At 53.0% G+C, this 15,749-nt stretch carries 17 protein-coding genes and 1 tRNA gene; 11 read left to right on the forward strand and 7 right to left on the reverse strand.

Annotated elements, in window-relative coordinates; genetic code table 11:
• The first annotated feature begins 104 nt into the window (after window positions 1–104).
• A complete protein-coding gene (locus tag AB2L51_RS06130; RefSeq protein ID WP_395581726.1) occupies window positions 105–830 on the forward strand; it encodes a phosphorylase family protein in 726 nt (241 codons plus the stop codon).
• A gap of 172 nt (window positions 831–1,002) precedes the next feature.
• On the opposite strand, the gene AB2L51_RS06135 is transcribed toward AB2L51_RS06130, so the two are convergent.
• The 6 genes from AB2L51_RS06135 to AB2L51_RS06160 all read right to left on the reverse strand — a co-directional run bounded on the left by AB2L51_RS06135 (window position 1,003) and on the right by AB2L51_RS06160 (window position 5,092).
• Window positions 1,003–2,517 (reverse strand): efflux transporter outer membrane subunit, encoded by a 1,515-nt coding sequence (locus tag AB2L51_RS06135; protein ID WP_184382656.1) that lies wholly within the window; start codon window positions 2,515–2,517, stop codon window positions 1,003–1,005.
• A 22-nt stretch (window positions 2,518–2,539) separates the two neighbouring features.
• Window positions 2,540–3,451 (reverse strand): HlyD family secretion protein, encoded by a 912-nt coding sequence (locus AB2L51_RS06140; protein WP_166114624.1) that lies wholly within the window; start codon window positions 3,449–3,451, stop codon window positions 2,540–2,542.
• Window positions 3,452–3,477: 26 nt separating this feature from the next.
• Entirely contained in the window at window positions 3,478–3,672 is a 195-nt protein-coding gene (locus AB2L51_RS06145; protein WP_025827705.1) for a DUF1656 domain-containing protein, read from the reverse strand.
• 22 nt (window positions 3,673–3,694) lie between these two features.
• The gene (locus AB2L51_RS06150; protein WP_166114627.1) at window positions 3,695–4,189 is read right to left on the reverse strand and encodes a MarR family winged helix-turn-helix transcriptional regulator; all 495 of its coding nucleotides are present in this window, start codon (window positions 4,187–4,189) and stop codon (window positions 3,695–3,697) included.
• 134 nt (window positions 4,190–4,323) lie between these two features.
• Window positions 4,324–4,749, reverse strand: a complete 426-nt coding sequence (locus AB2L51_RS06155) for a phage holin family protein (protein WP_166114630.1) — start codon at window positions 4,747–4,749, stop codon at window positions 4,324–4,326.
• A gap of 40 nt (window positions 4,750–4,789) precedes the next feature.
• A complete protein-coding gene (locus AB2L51_RS06160) occupies window positions 4,790–5,092 on the reverse strand; it encodes a hypothetical protein (protein ID WP_166114633.1) in 303 nt (100 codons plus the stop codon).
• A gap of 73 nt (window positions 5,093–5,165) precedes the next feature.
• Here AB2L51_RS06160 and AB2L51_RS06165 point away from each other — a divergent pair, with 73 nt between their 5' ends.
• The 8 genes from AB2L51_RS06165 to AB2L51_RS06200 all read left to right on the forward strand — a co-directional run bounded on the left by AB2L51_RS06165 (window position 5,166) and on the right by AB2L51_RS06200 (window position 12,295).
• Window positions 5,166–6,287, forward strand: a complete 1,122-nt coding sequence (locus AB2L51_RS06165) for an ABC transporter ATP-binding protein (protein ID WP_395581727.1) — start codon at window positions 5,166–5,168, stop codon at window positions 6,285–6,287.
• Between the two features lie 36 nt (window positions 6,288–6,323).
• Window positions 6,324–7,436 (forward strand): extracellular solute-binding protein, encoded by a 1,113-nt coding sequence (locus tag AB2L51_RS06170; protein WP_395581728.1) that lies wholly within the window; start codon window positions 6,324–6,326, stop codon window positions 7,434–7,436.
• Window positions 7,433–7,855, forward strand: coding sequence for a spermidine/putrescine ABC transporter permease (locus AB2L51_RS06175; RefSeq protein ID WP_395581729.1), 423 nt, complete (start codon window positions 7,433–7,435; stop codon window positions 7,853–7,855). Before AB2L51_RS06170 ends, AB2L51_RS06175 begins: the two co-directional genes overlap by 4 nt.
• Window positions 7,852–8,325 (forward strand): YcgN family cysteine cluster protein, encoded by a 474-nt coding sequence (locus tag AB2L51_RS06180; RefSeq protein ID WP_395581730.1) that lies wholly within the window; start codon window positions 7,852–7,854, stop codon window positions 8,323–8,325. The genes AB2L51_RS06175 and AB2L51_RS06180 overlap by 4 nt, the downstream gene beginning before the upstream one ends.
• A complete protein-coding gene (locus AB2L51_RS06185; protein ID WP_395581731.1) occupies window positions 8,282–9,001 on the forward strand; it encodes a M48 family metallopeptidase in 720 nt (239 codons plus the stop codon). Before AB2L51_RS06180 ends, AB2L51_RS06185 begins: the two co-directional genes overlap by 44 nt.
• A 65-nt stretch (window positions 9,002–9,066) precedes the next feature.
• Window positions 9,067–9,152: transfer RNA gene (locus AB2L51_RS06190), tRNA-Leu, on the forward strand.
• 63 nt (window positions 9,153–9,215) lie between these two features.
• The gene (locus AB2L51_RS06195) at window positions 9,216–10,784 is read left to right on the forward strand and encodes a tyrosine-type recombinase/integrase (protein ID WP_395581732.1); all 1,569 of its coding nucleotides are present in this window, start codon (window positions 9,216–9,218) and stop codon (window positions 10,782–10,784) included.
• A gap of 185 nt (window positions 10,785–10,969) precedes the next feature.
• The gene (locus tag AB2L51_RS06200; protein WP_395581733.1) at window positions 10,970–12,295 is read left to right on the forward strand and encodes a hypothetical protein; all 1,326 of its coding nucleotides are present in this window, start codon (window positions 10,970–10,972) and stop codon (window positions 12,293–12,295) included.
• Window positions 12,296–12,734: 439 nt separating this feature from the next.
• Here the strand turns inward: AB2L51_RS06200 and AB2L51_RS06205 are convergent, their stop codons facing one another.
• Window positions 12,735–13,313, reverse strand: a complete 579-nt coding sequence (locus AB2L51_RS06205) for a recombinase family protein (RefSeq protein ID WP_395581734.1) — start codon at window positions 13,311–13,313, stop codon at window positions 12,735–12,737.
• A gap of 84 nt (window positions 13,314–13,397) precedes the next feature.
• On the opposite strand from AB2L51_RS06205, the gene AB2L51_RS06210 reads away from it, so the two are divergent.
• Window positions 13,398–15,026 carry a flagellin N-terminal helical domain-containing protein gene (locus AB2L51_RS06210; protein ID WP_395581735.1) on the forward strand — a complete coding sequence of 543 codons (1,629 nt, stop codon included), beginning with the start codon at window positions 13,398–13,400 and terminating at the stop codon, window positions 15,024–15,026.
• A 59-nt stretch (window positions 15,027–15,085) separates the two neighbouring features.
• A complete protein-coding gene (locus tag AB2L51_RS06215; protein ID WP_279185044.1) occupies window positions 15,086–15,451 on the forward strand; it encodes a type II toxin-antitoxin system PemK/MazF family toxin in 366 nt (121 codons plus the stop codon).
• Window positions 15,452–15,749 lie beyond the last annotated feature (298 nt).

Raw genomic sequence — 15,749 nt, forward strand, 5'->3', positions numbered from 1 at the left:
ACGTGCCATCTGTAATGGCTCAAAAACCTACCCGCTGGCTGGAGCCCATCACACAGCTTCCTCCGATTGTCTTTTCGTGTCCATCAAGGCTTGGGTTCTGATCCATGACACAACCAACTCCTCCGCACCGCGCCCCGACACACCCTGGCATTCTGGTCGGGCTTAAGGCGGAAGCACAGCTCATCCGGAAAGTCTTCCCCCATGCGGCCATTGCTGCAAGTGGCGCCACAAGTGCGGGCGCGCAGCACGAGGCCAACCGGCTCGCTGCGTGTGGGACAGACTGCCTGTTATCCTTTGGCCTTGCAGCGGGACTGGACCCGGCCCTGCCCCCCGGAACCATTGTTATTCCCGGCGCCGTTCAGGCATGGGGCAATGTCTGGCCCAGTGACCCGACCTTGCGCCATATTCTGGGTGGGGGGCAAACTGGAGTTATCAGTGGGCCTCTCCTCCACAGCGATCAGGTCGTGTTGCAGGCCCAGCACAAGGCTGAGCTGTTTGCCAGCACACAATGTGCCGCACTGGATATGGAAAGTGGCTTTTTAGCCCGTGCGGCCCATGAAGCAGGTTTGCCCTTTGCCGTGCTGCGAGTTGTGTGCGACCCGGCGACGCGCTCTCTTCCCCCCATTACGGCCTGTGTTCTATCCCCCGATGGTGGGTTGCAAATCGGCTTGCTGCTGCGCTCCCTGCTTCGCCACCCTTCCCAGATTGGTGGATTGATCTCTCTGGGGCGGGATGCCGGGCTGGCGCGTAAAGCCATGCTGCGTTTTCTGCACGGGCAGGCCACCCGCCCCGCATTCCAGCAACTTGCCGCCCACTCCATGCAAGGTTGACGCAACCACAGGCCCAAACACATCCGGGCCTGAGACCTTAGCGGCACACACACTTTCATACACAACGCAGATGATACGCATCGCATTCAGATACTTTGCTCCTGCCCATAACAAAAACCCGCCCGGTCAATAACCGGGCGGGTTTTGAAAACATGCAGCGAACCAGAGTCCGTTACTGCGAGAAAGCTCTTGCCAGAATATTCTGCGTTTCAAGCGACACAGGCAGGGTAGAGTTGGTAAGAGCCACCCCCTTCCACCCCGCACCAAGGGCTGTGTAAAGGTTCACCGCATCACGCAGGCGTTCAAGGCGGGCCAGAGCTTCCATGTTCTGCGCGTTCAATGTGGTACGTTCGGTTGTCAGCACTTCCAGAAAGCCAACCAGCCCCGCGCCGTACAGTTTACGGGCACGATCACTCGCAGTTGCGCTATCTTCCGCCGCTTTGTGCAGTTGCTCGGCATATTCAATATCATCATGCCAGGCCGCCATGGAGTCTTCGACCTCCTTGAAGGCCGTCAGAACTGTCTGCCGGTATGTCAGGCGTGCTGCCTCGGCCGAAGCCTGCGTTGCGCGGACTTCTGCCGTCATTTTTCCACCATGCATCAGCGGCAGGCTGGCCATAAGCAGGAACTGCCAGCTCATCGCATTGACCTGAAACGCCTGATACATGGCAGACGCGTTAGGGTTGAAGGTCAGTGGCACCACAAAGTGTGGGTACAGATTGGCGACTGCAACGCCAATCTGGGCCGTGGCGACTGCGTAACGCCGCTCCGCCATGCGCACATCCGGGCGATTGGCAATGACAACAGAAGGCAGAACCGCCGGGAACTCCGGCACAACAGGAAGCGGGCGCTGCTGCTTCAGTTCGTCTTCCAGCTCACCCGGCATTTTACCCAGCAGCACCGCAATGGCATGCGTAACCTGAGAAACACGGGTTTTAAGCGGTTCACGCGCCGCGATCTGGGCATCCAGTTCCGCCTGAGCCTGCGCGATCTGCAAGGTGTTCCCCACACCTTCCAGATACAGCTTGTTAGTCAGGTCTACGGCATCCTTGGCAACACGAATGTTGTCCGTGGCAATCTGGATCTGCAACTGCGTTACGCGCAGCAGCATGTAATCCGACGCCAGCTCGGACAAAAGCCCCATAAGCACCGCACGGCGGGCTTCAATCGTGGCTTCAACCGCGTGTTCACGGGCCTGCACGTCACGCCGGATACGCCCGAACATGTCGAGCTCCCACGATGCAGTAGCACCATAGGTCAGCATGGAGGCTTCCGGCCTGTTCATTGGATTACCCGGGCGGATTGGCCAGTTATCAATGTTCAGGGAGTAGCGGACATCCCCGCCCCCCATGTTGGCATCCATCTGCGGGTACCACTGCGCGGCGGAACGGTCACGCATGGCGCGTTCGGCCAGAATACGCTGCCCCGCAATCTGGAGATCGTAGTTCCCCTTTATGGCGTCCTCCACAAGGCGGGAGAGCAGGGGGTCCTTGAACAGGGCCCACCACTCGACCATTTCCTTGTTTGTGCGCTCAATCTCTTCAGGAGTGGCAACATGTTCCTCAGCTGCCTCCTTGAACTGGGCAGGCAGCTTCATACGGTCAGGCTGATAATTGGGCCCAACGGTACAGGCGGAGAGAAACATGCCTGTTGCGGCACATAACCCAAAGCGACGGCGAGCCTTCATGCGCTTCATCCTTGGCCCACGCTCAGAGATGATCTTGCAGCCAGGTAGTCAACGTACCCCTGCGCCCGGTTGGCTCCGGCCCCACACTGACCGTAGCCGTCATACCTGCTGCGAGGGTGACGCTATCAGGCACATGGTCAAGGTGGATACGCACCGGAATACGCTGGGCCAGACGCACCCATGTAAAGATCGGATTCACATCCTGCAGACCAAGCTTGTCCGGCGTGCCGTTGGTATCGTTAATACCACGCGCAATGCTGACAACATGCCCGGCGAGGATTGGCTTGTACCCCATGAGCTTGACGCGGGCGACATCACCCACGTGCACGCCCCACATCTTGGTTTCTTCAAAATACCCGTAAACCCAGTAGGAGTCGGCATCGATCACCGCCATACGCGCCTGACTGGCTGCCGCGTAGTCCCCCACCCGCAGGTTCAGGTTGGTTACATAACCATTGACAGGGGAATACAGAACCGAACGTTGCAGGTTCAGTTTGGCTACGTCCAGTGCGGCGCGGGCGGCGTCAACCGCGGCAATCTGGGTTGCCACGTTGGAGTTGAACACTTCCTGCTCTTCGGCCGACACAATGCCACCCAAGCCCATACGGCGCTTGGCGTCATTGCGTTTGAGCTTCAGGTCTTCCAATGCGCCATCCAGCCGGGCCTGTGCCTCGCGGATAGCCAGACGGAAGCGGACCGGATCAAGCACAAAGAGCGGATCGCCCTTGTGGACAAACTGGTTGTCCACCACCGGAATCTGCACCACGGTGCCAGAGACTTCGGGAGCCACATCGACCACGTAAACACGCACGCGCCCGTCGCGGGTCCAGGGGGCGATCATGTAGACGTTCCAGAGAGTGATCCCCAGAACAATCGCAAGAGAGACGACCGCCAGGGTCAGAACAACTCGTATCAGGGTGCGCAGAAGGGGCATTGCAGAGACTCAAAAGCCTTTTCAGGTCAGACGTAGAGGATCAGCAGACAGAGAATGCAGACGTAAAGCGAAACTTCAAACAGTGCGATGTGCCAGAACCAGCCTAAAAGGCCACTCCACCACAACGCAAACCGGATACACATGGTCAGAGGAAGTGCTGCCAGCGCATACACAACAATAGGCGCCATGAAGACGCCAAAGAGATTAAATTCCGTCAGCATGACATCGTCCTGGACACCAGCATTACCGTGCGTCCCTTTTTTCAGCATCGGCACTCTCTTTATGGGCCTGAGCAGCCTGCTCTACCCGGTCCAGAATGCCACAGCACTGTTCCAGCTCCGGGTCGGACACACCCGCCATAAGCCGGGCCGTAACCTGATCCGCCACACGGCTGACCAGAGCCGCCACCTGCCGGCCCTCGGACGTAATGCTGACAAGCTTGGAACGTCTGTCTTCCTCATCCGTCTCACGTACGACGTAGCCGCGTTTTTCCAGCACATCCAGAAGCCGCACCAGTGAAGGGGCCTCAAGTGACAGGGAACGGGCCAGATCGGTCTGACGCATGGATGAGGACGAAAAATTGAGATAGTAAATGGGCCGCCACGTGGCATCGGTCAGGCCGAATACCCGCAGATCGGCATCAATTTCCCGCCGCCACATGGACGCAAGTCGAGCCAGCCGGTAACCAAAGGACCGACGGGTCTCGTTGTCCACAACAGGATTATGCTCAAGTTCCATTCACTGCTCACACTAGCGAGTATGCAAAAAATTTGCACACTCACAAAAGACTGACGCCATCATTTACAGAAACAATCCAGCGCGCCAATGCAAATTTGGAATGGAACCTATGGCTTAACCCAGACTGGACAAATTCAGTCCTTTTTACCACGCACAATATCCCACACCTTGCGGGTACCACCGCGGCCAACGGCGGTGGCAACGGTGGCCGTAACCGCAGCCATGGTCACGGAGTCGCGCATCTGGGTCATGCAGCGGTCACGCATGATCCGGGCTTCCACTTCCTCCGTTGTCAGGTAGGAGCGGCGGCCAAACAGAACGCACACAAGGGCGGCCAGCACATCCAGCCCGAAAACGGTAAAGGATGCGCCAACCGGCCCGAAGTGGCCAACAAACACCAGAAGAATCCAGAGCAGACCATGCCCCGTGATCAGGGCAAAAAGGCCAAACACCGCCGCCATGATCAAAAAAGCGGCCTGACGACCGTAACGGATGGCCATCTGCTGCATCAGAGAAGACTGGGCAGATAGGGCGGATTTACCAAGATCAAAGATGCGCATGGGCTCTGGAGCTACCTTCGTTCAGATGACGCGCAAAGCGTCAGCGAGACATGCGCCCGATGATAAACCCTACCACGCCGGAAATGGCAATGGATAACCAGGACGAACGACTGCCTGTACGCTTTGCAAGATCGTTACGTGTATGATCGGCCAGTTCGCGAGCATTGGCAACTGCCTGTTCTGTCAGATCACCCGCCTTGCCGCCTGCGCGACCCAGTGCGGGAACAATATGTTGTGTAACCAGACGCTCGATATGGGCTTTAACGGCCTCCAGTTCTTCACGCGCGGTTTCGGCTGCAGCCTCGCCAGCCAGCTTAACGTCTTTGATTTTATCTGATGACATGAAACAAACCTCGTTGACTTTACCGTTTTAAATTACAACACCTTATTTAACCCATAAAAAAGGACATAGTTGCATGCCGCCAGCGCATGGCTCACTCCCGGCTTTGGCGCTTACAGATTTTACTGTCCTGCCCAAAGTACCTCCCTTTGCCTTACGCCTGAGTTCCGGCTGCTGCATGGCCCTGCTGGGAATCGGCCCCACCACAGATGACCTGAACGCACTGACCGAGGCTCTGGCGGGACGTCGCCCGCTATCGGGACAGGTATGCCTACACGGGATGGATGTCAGTCATCGACCGCAGGGACACCGTGGGATCGCCACGGTAGGGGGGCATGCGCCTCTGTTCGACCACCTGAGCGTGACTGACAACATTCTGTTTCCCCTCCGCGCCACGGGCCTGCTCTCACCTGCCGAGATCAGCCGCAGGCGTGACGAGGTTCTGGCCCTGACAGGGCTGGATGCAGTGCGCTCGTGCTTTCCCCCTGCACTTTCCACTGAGCAGGTTTTTCGCGTGGCACTGGCGCGCGCGCTGATTACCTCTCCTGATCTGCTCGTGCTCAACCAGCCTTTGAAGGGTATGCCCGCACAGGCTGCAAAACGCTCTCTGGCGTTTCTGGAACGCCTCCGTCAGGCCGTCGGCCTGACCTCCCTGTTCCTTACCTCGGACCGGACCGAGGCTTTCATGGCGGCCAACACCATTGGTGTGCTCGACCAAGGGCATTTGCTACAGGTGGCAGATGCGCCCACCCTGCTCAACCGCCCTGCCACGCCCGCCGTGGCGCGGGCGCTGGGAGACGCCAATATTCTGACCGGCAAGGTCTTGCGCCTTGAGGATGATGTGGCCGAACTCCGGCTGCCATCAGGCGAAACAGTCGAGGCAATGGCCGACGGTGATCTGGCGGAATATGATCTGGCAAGCATCTGTATTCTGCCCGATCGGCTTTCCGTTCTCTTTCCACGGCAGATGGAGGCTGATAACAGTGCCGAAGCAGGCGATCTGCCATGCACACTTGTCTCCGCCCACCATCTTGGCCACACCATTGTCCTGCGCATGCGCCTGCGGGACGGAACGGAAATAACCGTTAACCGCCCCCCCGTGCATACACAGCACGAGCTAAGCGCTGGCCGCCCCACCCTGCTGGCCTGGCAAACACGGAACGCAACAGCCTTTCCGATGGATAAAAAAACCAGCTAGATTTAGGCTGGCAAAACTGTCCAACACTAACGACGCATGAGGTTTACCCTGTTCTCTCTCCCTTTCCTGAACACATCCGACAGGCAGGCAGTATCCTCCCAGGAACAGGGGCAGGTTCTTTCTCCTAGCGTCTTATCGCGCCGGCGCGCATTGCTGGCCGGGCTGGGCTGTCTGGCTCCGCTGCTCCCCGCCTCCGCCATGACCCGGCGCCCCACCACACAGACCAGAGCCGCAAAACACCTGCATATTCTGACCTTTTCTGGAAAAATTTCCCAGATACAGAGCAAAATCCTCTTCAAACCTTACGAGCAACTCACCCACCAGACCATTATCCCCCACGGATGGAATGGACAGATCAACGATCTGGAACACGTTATAAAGCAGACTCACCACCCTCTGGCAGCGGCCATGATGGAAAGCAGCAGTCTGCGCATCGGCTGTAACCTCAAGCTTCTGTCACGTCACCAGACGGATAGTTCCCTAAGTAATTGTGGCCAGCCTTCCGCCGCCATAGATTACGCCATGGCATGGGATCGCGCCCGGTTTGACACAGAACCCGGCTGGCCCGATTTATGGGATGTTGCACGCCACCCCGGCCGCCGCAGCCTCCGCCGTGACCCGCGCCTGACGCTGGAAATCGCCCTGCTGGCCGATGGCGTACCGGCCAATGCGCTCTACACTGTTCTGGCCACATCCAAAGGGGTTGACCGCGCTTTTCTCAAACTTGAACAGGTCAGGCCCTATATTGCCTGGTGGTCCACACCGGAAGAAGCCGGACATATCCTGACTTCGGGAGGCGCTCTTATGGGGTGCGTTCCCACGGGGGAAATTCTGGGTACATCCGAACCAGATCGCCAACGCTTTGGCCTGCACTGGCAGCAGCGCTTTCTGGTCCAATATGGCTGGGGCGTGCTGACAACCGCAGCACGCAACCCCGCGGCTCTGGCTTTTGTATCCTGGCTGGAACAGGCGGCACAACAACAGGCGTTTGCTAATGCCTGGCCCTCTCTGCCCTCCTTATCGGAACTGAACGCCTTTGCCCCACACCTTGAGCGTATTCCATCCGCCATTACGATAGATGACACCTTCTGGGAAGCCAATCTGGGGACACTGGGTGAGCGCTTCCAGCAATGGATGCACCACGCATGATTCCATATTACTGGGGCCTTGCTGATGTACACGCGGCATGTTTCCATGGCCTGCTGATTGTCATAATAAGTCTGGTGGTTACCGCCCTGCTCTTGGGGCTGAGTATTGTCCTGCGTATTGAGCAATGGCTTTATGCCACCATGCTTTTTCTCCTGCTTCCTTGCGTCGGTCTGTCCGTAGTACTGCCCCTTTTGCGACATGCACAAACTACACCGGTCCTGCAGGGCATTTGTCTTCTTCCCCTGCTTTTGTTTCCGTTATCCCTGCCCATCAGAACCCTGCAGCGGGACTGGTCTGCCACAGCGCGGGAACTTGGTGCGGACAGGCGAGCAAGGCTCCGTCTTTTCTGGTGGCCACTCCTGAAAAATGCTGCCTTTACCAGTCTCTTTCTCTCAATTTTCTTTAGCATCGTACAATGACATCCTCACCCTCTGCCCCCTTCTGGAAAACGACTCCCCTTGCGGACATGACAACCGAACAATGGGAGTCCCTATGCGATGGCTGTGGTCGGTGCTGCCTGCACAAACTCCGTGATGATGACACGGAAGAACTCCATTATACATCTGTCGCCTGCAGACTTCTGGACGTAAAAACATGCCAGTGCACGGACTATCCCAACCGCCACCGTAAAGTGCAGGATTGCGTGACCTTAACCCCCGCCATGATCCCTGATCTGGACTGGCTCCCTCCAGACTGTGCTTACAAGCGACTGTCTGACGGACACGACCTACCCGCATGGCACCCACTGATCACAGGCAACCCCAGCACGGTTGTTACCTCCGGCGCATCCGCCGCCGGACGCTGCATTAGCGAAAGACGCGCAGGAGCACTGGAGGATTACATTGTTGACTGGCCAGCAGAGCCTGCAGCAACTCCCGACGGAAATTAACATTTCCACTCAGGAGCCTTTACAGGTCATCTGGAAACACTCCTTACGGGCAAGGCATCTTGCCCTGCGCATTGCGCCGCACGAGCAACAGCTAGTTGTGACCATCCCGCAAGGCTGCACCTCTGCCCAGGCACTTTCATTTGTCCAGAAAAATCATGCCTGGATTAGTGAGCGCTTAAAAAAACTGGAAAAAGCACCGTCCTTTTCAGCCAACAACATAATTCTGATTGAAGGAAAGCCATACCAGATTGTCCACTCCCCAGAACAACTGGGGGGCGCGTGGCTGGAAAACGACCACCTTATGGTTAGTGGGGATGTAGCATTCATTAACAGGCGCGTGACCGATTTTCTCCGCAGCCATGCCGCGACCGTATTAAAAAGAGAAGTGCAGGCAATGGCCCATTACACAGGCCTGCGCCCGACCCGGGTGGACATCCGAGACACGTCTAGCCGTTGGGGAAGCTGCTCCTCAACGGGGCGGATCATGCTATCCTGGCGCGTAATCATGGCCCCGGAACTGGTACGGCGCTACCTGATTGCCCATGAACTGAGCCACCTCCAGCACATGAACCACGGCCCACTCTTCTGGCAATGCGTGAACAAAATTACACCACATAAAACACAGGCTGAAAGATGGCTCCGACAGAAAGGACCACTCCTTTTGCAAGCCAGATAAACCGAAGATTTGCGCAACAGCTGAAGCATGCTAAAGAACAGCCGCATAGGCCATACGAAGCATATGCGAACTTGGCGGAATGGTAGACGCAGGAGACTTAAAATCTCCAGCCCGTATGGGCGTGCGGGTTCGAGTCCCGCAGTTCGCACCAAACCTCCTTATTTTCTAAGGGGTTGAGAGGTTTTTGAGAGCTTTCCCATAATGGGAAGATTTTATGCTCCGCGCCATCCCCTCACAACGTAATGGGCAACCCAGATATCATTTCCGGCGGCTCGTGCCCGTGGCATTACGCCCTCTTCTGGGAAAGACAGAAATTTCCCTCGTTCTGCACACCTCTGATAAACTTGTGGCTCGTGAGCGTGCAGCCCTACTGTATGCCCGGACAGGACAGCTTTTTCAGGCGGGTAAAATGAAGAACCCCAGCAAAGACGATCTGATCGCTTTGTATGAGAAGATCATCGCAGAACACGAGGCACTACGACAGGTCGAGAAAGAACGGAATGAGGCCGTGCGCAATGCCGAACGCGCTCGCTTCCTCTTTGAAAAGATGGAATTGGTCACCCGTCAGACTGAGTTCTTAAACGACGTCACCCCCTCCATGCAAAAGATTGTCACAGGCATACAGGCACTCCGTCATAAACTTGATAAGCAGGATGCCGTTACCGCCGCTGACAAGAAGGGTCTGCACGATCAGATTGATAATCTCAATCAACTCATCATGAACTGCGCGACTAAAACAGCCAACCTAGCCCCTAACCCACCGGAAAAGAAAAAGACCCAAGCGCCAAGTCTGTCAGAAATAGCGGAGCGCTTCGTCTATAACGACCCATCCAAGAGCGCAGGAACTACCAGAGACACCGGAAAAACGGTCGCACTCTTCATTGAAGCCTTCGGAGACTGTCCCGTTGACCAAATTACAGGCACGGTCGCTGGAGAGTTTCGAGACCTGTTGTTTGGTCTCCCCGCTAACCATGGGAAAGGTAAATCCACCCTTCCTCTCAGAGAAACAGTTAAGCAGACTGCCGAACTAGGTGCCGCAACGGTATCTGGCAAAACCGTGAAGAATCATTTTTCGCGTCTGTCATCCATTTGGACGCATCTCGTGCAACGCGAAATCGTAATGCGCAATCCTTGGGCTAACTGGAAATTCGATACGACCAAGAAAATCGAACGCCGCGCATGGTCTGAACGCGAATTGACCCTACTATTGCGCACCCCATGGACACGCAAGGTGATTAGCAAGCGCACATATCAAGGGATTGTTCAGACAGCACTCTATACAGGGATGCGTCTGGGTGAAATCTGCAACCTGCGCAACAAGGACGTCGAGGTTATCGATGGTATTCCATGTTTCCATATTCAACCCTACACCGAGATTATAAACGGCAAGCAACGAGACTGGTCACCCAAGACTGCCGCAGGCACACGCATTGTCCCGATACACAGCAAACTACTTGAGGCCGGAATCCTGAGTTTCAAGAATGCAGGACTCTACTTCTTCGACGAACTGACAATTGCCAGCAACGGCATTCGTGGCAGCGACTTCGCGCAGGCATTCTCCAAATTCAAACGCGAGATGGGAATACCCGAAGAGGTAACATTCCATTCGTTCCGCCATTTAGTCTCTACCAAGCTGCGCAACCAGAAGAGCGATATTCGCGAGTTGTGGATTGATGCGCTCTTGGGACATGAAGCAACACACCGCTCACAGGGAACGACAAATTATATGTCAGGCATTGATGTGAGGAATCTGCAACGCGTTGTCGAAGCATTGACCTATTAAAACAGCCTCCCCAGCAGCAATGAAGCAACGACAGCCAGCACAGCATGACCATGACGCAGGATTTGCAACCGCCTCTGCTATAATGCCGTAGGCCCCGCCCTTTTTGTCGCCAGATAAAAAGGGTTAGCGGGTGATCCCTTTTTGAAGGGGTCATGAGGGCGGAACGTTTTTAAGGAGCAACCGTCATGGTCAAACATCTGGTCGCTGGGTCTGTCCGCAACACTGTGCTCAATCACGCAGGTCTCGCAAGCCAACTCAAGCACGAACTCAGGCAGGACTTCAAGGGGCGGTTGCGTACAATTAATAATGTGCCCCCGCTCATTTACAAACCTGCGGGATCATCCGCCCAGGACATGGTGTCTGCCTATAATGAATGGTCAGCAGGATGCCGCAGGAATAAAGCAGCAGCAGACAATCTTGCGCTCCATGCGATGGTGCATTTTCCGTCAGCACTTATTCCGCTGAACGGGACGCCACAGCAGATTGCTAGAGCAGAAAAACTCATGCTCGATCATGCTGTGCACTTTATCAATGAACGAAACGGCGGTGATGCAGTTTTCTGGGCGCGGCTCGATCGAGACGAGGAAGGGAGGCATAACGTCGACGTTTTCTACGCCCCCAGATACACAAAACACACCAAGAGCAAAGGGGCTGAGCGCTGGATTTCCCTTACAAAATTCGACAAAGAGAAAGCGTTGGAGCGTTATGCTCAGGTTCCAAAACTCGACGTCAGGAAAACCGCTAACGGCAGGAAAACCATTGCCCCTGCGCTGGACCGGGAAGGTCGTCAGATCATGATCCCCGCGACCTCCCTCTTCTGGCGTGGCAAGGCGTTACAAACCGATTTTTATGAATATCTGAGGGATAAAGCCAAAATCCGAGGTGTTCAGCGTGGTGAAGAGAAACATACGCATGGCAAGGACTGGCAGTCAGTTGAAGATTACAAAGCCAGCAAGGACCTTGAGAAGGTAACGCGCCAGTTAGAGAGACAGAAGCCAATAGCTGAGAGGCAGGAGCGCGAGATCAAAGCATTCCAAGGATCCTTTTTTGGCTTTGTGTCTCAGGCAAAACGTATGGACATTGAAGCGGCTGTCAAAGCAGAACACAAACGCCTTCGTAAGCATTACGCGCCAATCGTTGCAGAGAACAAAGAGCAGAAAACCATTATTGCAAGGTTGAAAGCTGACTTGAACGACAAAGACACACAAATCCGCTCACTCAACACGGACCTACAGGACGCACGATACACAACCTCTGTATTGGAGTTGATGCTGTCACAAGCCATCCCGCACCTTCATGTCCCATTTGTCAGCACCATCTGGGAGATTCTTGAAGCTCAGAACATTGGGGGCCAAGCTTTAGAAGAAGCCAAGAGGCATGCCCCTATCACGGGCGTTTCCACCGCAGTCCCGGTGTTTAGATGGGATGATGACGCCACCAGAACCTTGAAGAAAGCGATAAAAAAAGAAAACGAAACCAATGCGCGTAACGCCGTGATCATGGCTCCCTAAAACTTATGGAAATATACGACTATCCTGCGGCAAAGTAGGAAAAAAGCATGGGGCATCGACAACAGATGACTCCAGAATAATGAACGACACCCTCATAAGCGCGTTAATTACTACCTAAAGGGTTCGGCTGTGACGTCAGAGAGGTTTCTGACGCCACCATTCATCCGTCATAACACAATGCGGACTACCTCGACCCTTCTTCTGCCGCAGGCAAAAACGGGACCACGTTTCCATAAATTTATCTAGCTGTCTGGTAGGGACAGAAGAAAGTAGCCTGCAAAATCTTTCAGGGCGTACGGAAACACTAGTTTTTGCGACACTTTGGAACCTAGATATGAATGGTTATCAGGAAGTTAATGGGAAGCAAATTTTTGAGATTTTAATCGGAATGAGTTTATTCTCCCTACGTTCCTTCTTTATAGTTTTAATTTGTAAAACCCTATAATCTTTCAATAGATCGATATATTGTAGCTCTACTAACATGATAACGTCGAGCAATATCAGATACTCTCTCCCCACATTTAATGGAATTAAGAATATTTTTACAGTCTTGATGAGACAATGATCTTTTGCGACCGACTTGAATTCCACGGTTTTTAGCCGCTTGTAGGCCTGATTTTACTCGTTCTACAATCGTTTCACGTTCTAATTCAGCTACTGCACCTAAAATGGTCATTAGAAAACCACCTAAAGCACCACCAGTATCTATTCCGTCACTTATAGAACGAATTGTCACGCTTTTCGATTTAAGCGTTTCGGCCAGTTCCAAAAGATTTCGTACTGATCGCCCTAAGCGATCAAGTTTCCACACTATAATAACATCACCAGATTGAACTATTTCAAGCATATTATCTAAACCGGGACGGCTTTTTTCTTTTCCAGATACTCTATCTTCAAAAATATTCGATGAATCTACACCAGCATTTATCAATGCTTCAATTTGAGATGATGTTGTCTGAACAAAAACTCCTTCCTCATCCTTTCTCGAAGTGGAAACGCGCGCATATCCATAAAGCATTTCGTGACAACCTTTTACGACAACATACAAACGATTTTCTGCCGTTGGCCGAAGTGTTTCGAAACCTAGAGGTTAGGTTCGAAAATGTCACTCTCGATCAACAACAACTCGTCGTCGCTAGTCGCTCTTGAAGCACTTAATGCAGCACAGACTGAACTGAGCAAAACTGAAAACACAGTTTCCACCGGTAAAAAAGTTGACAATGCTGCCGATAGCCCGGCTATTTACTCCATTGCTGCACAGATGAACGGCAATTTACAGGGAATGACTGCCGTATCTGATTCTCTTTCTCTGGGCGCTCAGGTCGTTGCCACTGCCAATACTGCTGGCAATAAAATTGTGGCGTCTTTGCAGACATTGCAGAACACAGTCACCACAGCAGGGCAGACCGGCACTGATGCAAGTGCAATGGCTACCCAGATTTTGAGCACACTTGACAGCATTAACTCATATGCTCGCAATGCAACGTTTTCAGGCGTCAACCTGCTAACCAGTGGTAGCGATGCTGTGAATGCTTACAATGGCACGACCTTGCAGACGCTTACGAATGTACAGGGGCAGACACAAACTTTCAAAACAATGTCCGGCTCCGACACAACTCTGGTGGATGCTCTGGGCCTCACAAGCAACTCCGCTTCCGGCAGTGCCGCAGCAGATTCCACGCAGAATATTTTTTCATCTCTCAATAAAAACAATGTTGCCGAACTAAAAACGGGTAATCTGACCTCAAATGATATTTTGTTAGGTAACGGTACCACTGCTGGTTCAACTGTTACGATTAGTGGTAAAACTTTTGAATTTGTACAAAGTGGCGCAAGTGTTTCGACTGCGACAAATATTGCAGTTAGCCTCGATAGCGGTTTTTCGACCAAAAATGCTCTGTCAGCTCTGGTCAGTTCTATGAACGGTGCTGGTGTAAATGCTTCTCTCAACAGCGACAATTCCATTGCTGTCTATACAGGAGGAACTGCCCCATCAACCGATGTTACTGGCACCCTTGTCGGTCAGTCTACATCTCAGGCATATGCTATTACAGGCACAACATTTGCCGTTGGTGATGGAACTGACACGACAGGTAAAGGTGGCGATAAATTCACAGTTGGTAGCACCACCTATGAACTTGTAAGCAGCACCACTTCTTTGACAGCAGGCAAAACAACAGGCGGAAACGTCGGGATTGTCGTTGGCGCCAATCCGACTGCTAGCGATGTTGCTAAGGCTCTTGCAAATTCAGGTATCACGGGTCTAACCGCCAGCGGCTCTACGCTAACCTACACAATTTCCGGTTCTACCGCTGGCACAATCACTGTTGCTGCGGGCGATGCGGCTACATCTGATGCTGCCGCCACAACTTCAGGTGCGGCATCAACCACTACACCTATTACAGCTGATAATGGCTCTGCGGCGGACCAGATTGCTGTCGGGATTAAAGGTGGTGTAACGACGGCAGTTTCTGCCATTCAGTCTGCCATCACCAACATGAGTTCTGTCATGCAGAACCTTGGCAACTACAGCAACACCCTGTCCGGCCTAAGCTCCTACACGTCCTCTCTTACAGACGCTGTTACAAACGGTGTTAGTGCACTGACTGATGCTGATATGGCTTCTGAAAGTGCGAAACTGACCTCCCTGCAAACCAAACAGTCTTTGGCCATCAAGTCACTGACAATTGCAAATGGCCAGTCTCAGAACATCTTGTCTCTCTTTCAGTAATTTGAAGGATTACGGGTCTCGCTAATGCGAGGCCCGTATTTTTTTGTAAAGTTCATAATATGCCGTTTGATCTAAATACTCTTCGTCGTGGAGATATCGTACTAGCCAATCTAAAAGGTGCTATTGGAACAGAACGTAACGGGAAAGATATTGTCTGCTTAATCGTACAAAATGATGTGGGAAATAAGTTCTCTCCCATGACAATTATTGTCCCATTAACCGATAGCAACCAAAATAAAAAATTACCAATACAAGTGCCCATTACATCGAAAGAACGTGGAAACAACGGAAATGATTCAATAATTGAATGCGGACAAATTAGGACTATTGATAAAAGCCGTATATCTGTCGTTATTTCCAGATTGCCTGAGCACATCATGAAAAAAGTAGATCAAGCAATAAAGATTAGCTTGGGTATTTTGTAGAATTAAATACAAACAAAACATATAATTTAATATGCTTATGCATTATAATCTCCAATGAATATATCATAAATTACATATATTCATTGGGGATTATAGCCATCTCAATTTGCCATGCAAAATTCGCATCCGCTGACTTCTCCCTGCACATTTGTCTTTCCCATTTTGTATCGCGTAAAAGGTTTCTAACAATAGAAACCAGAGAGTTTCTCAGGAATCTGCGAACAATATCGGGTTCGAGTCCCGCAGTTCGCACCACTAACCTCTTGAAATATAACAGTAAAATGAGAATTTGACGGGT

Source organism: Acetobacter fabarum, assembly GCF_040702925.2.
Lineage (GTDB): Bacteria > Pseudomonadota > Alphaproteobacteria > Acetobacterales > Acetobacteraceae > Acetobacter > Acetobacter fabarum_B.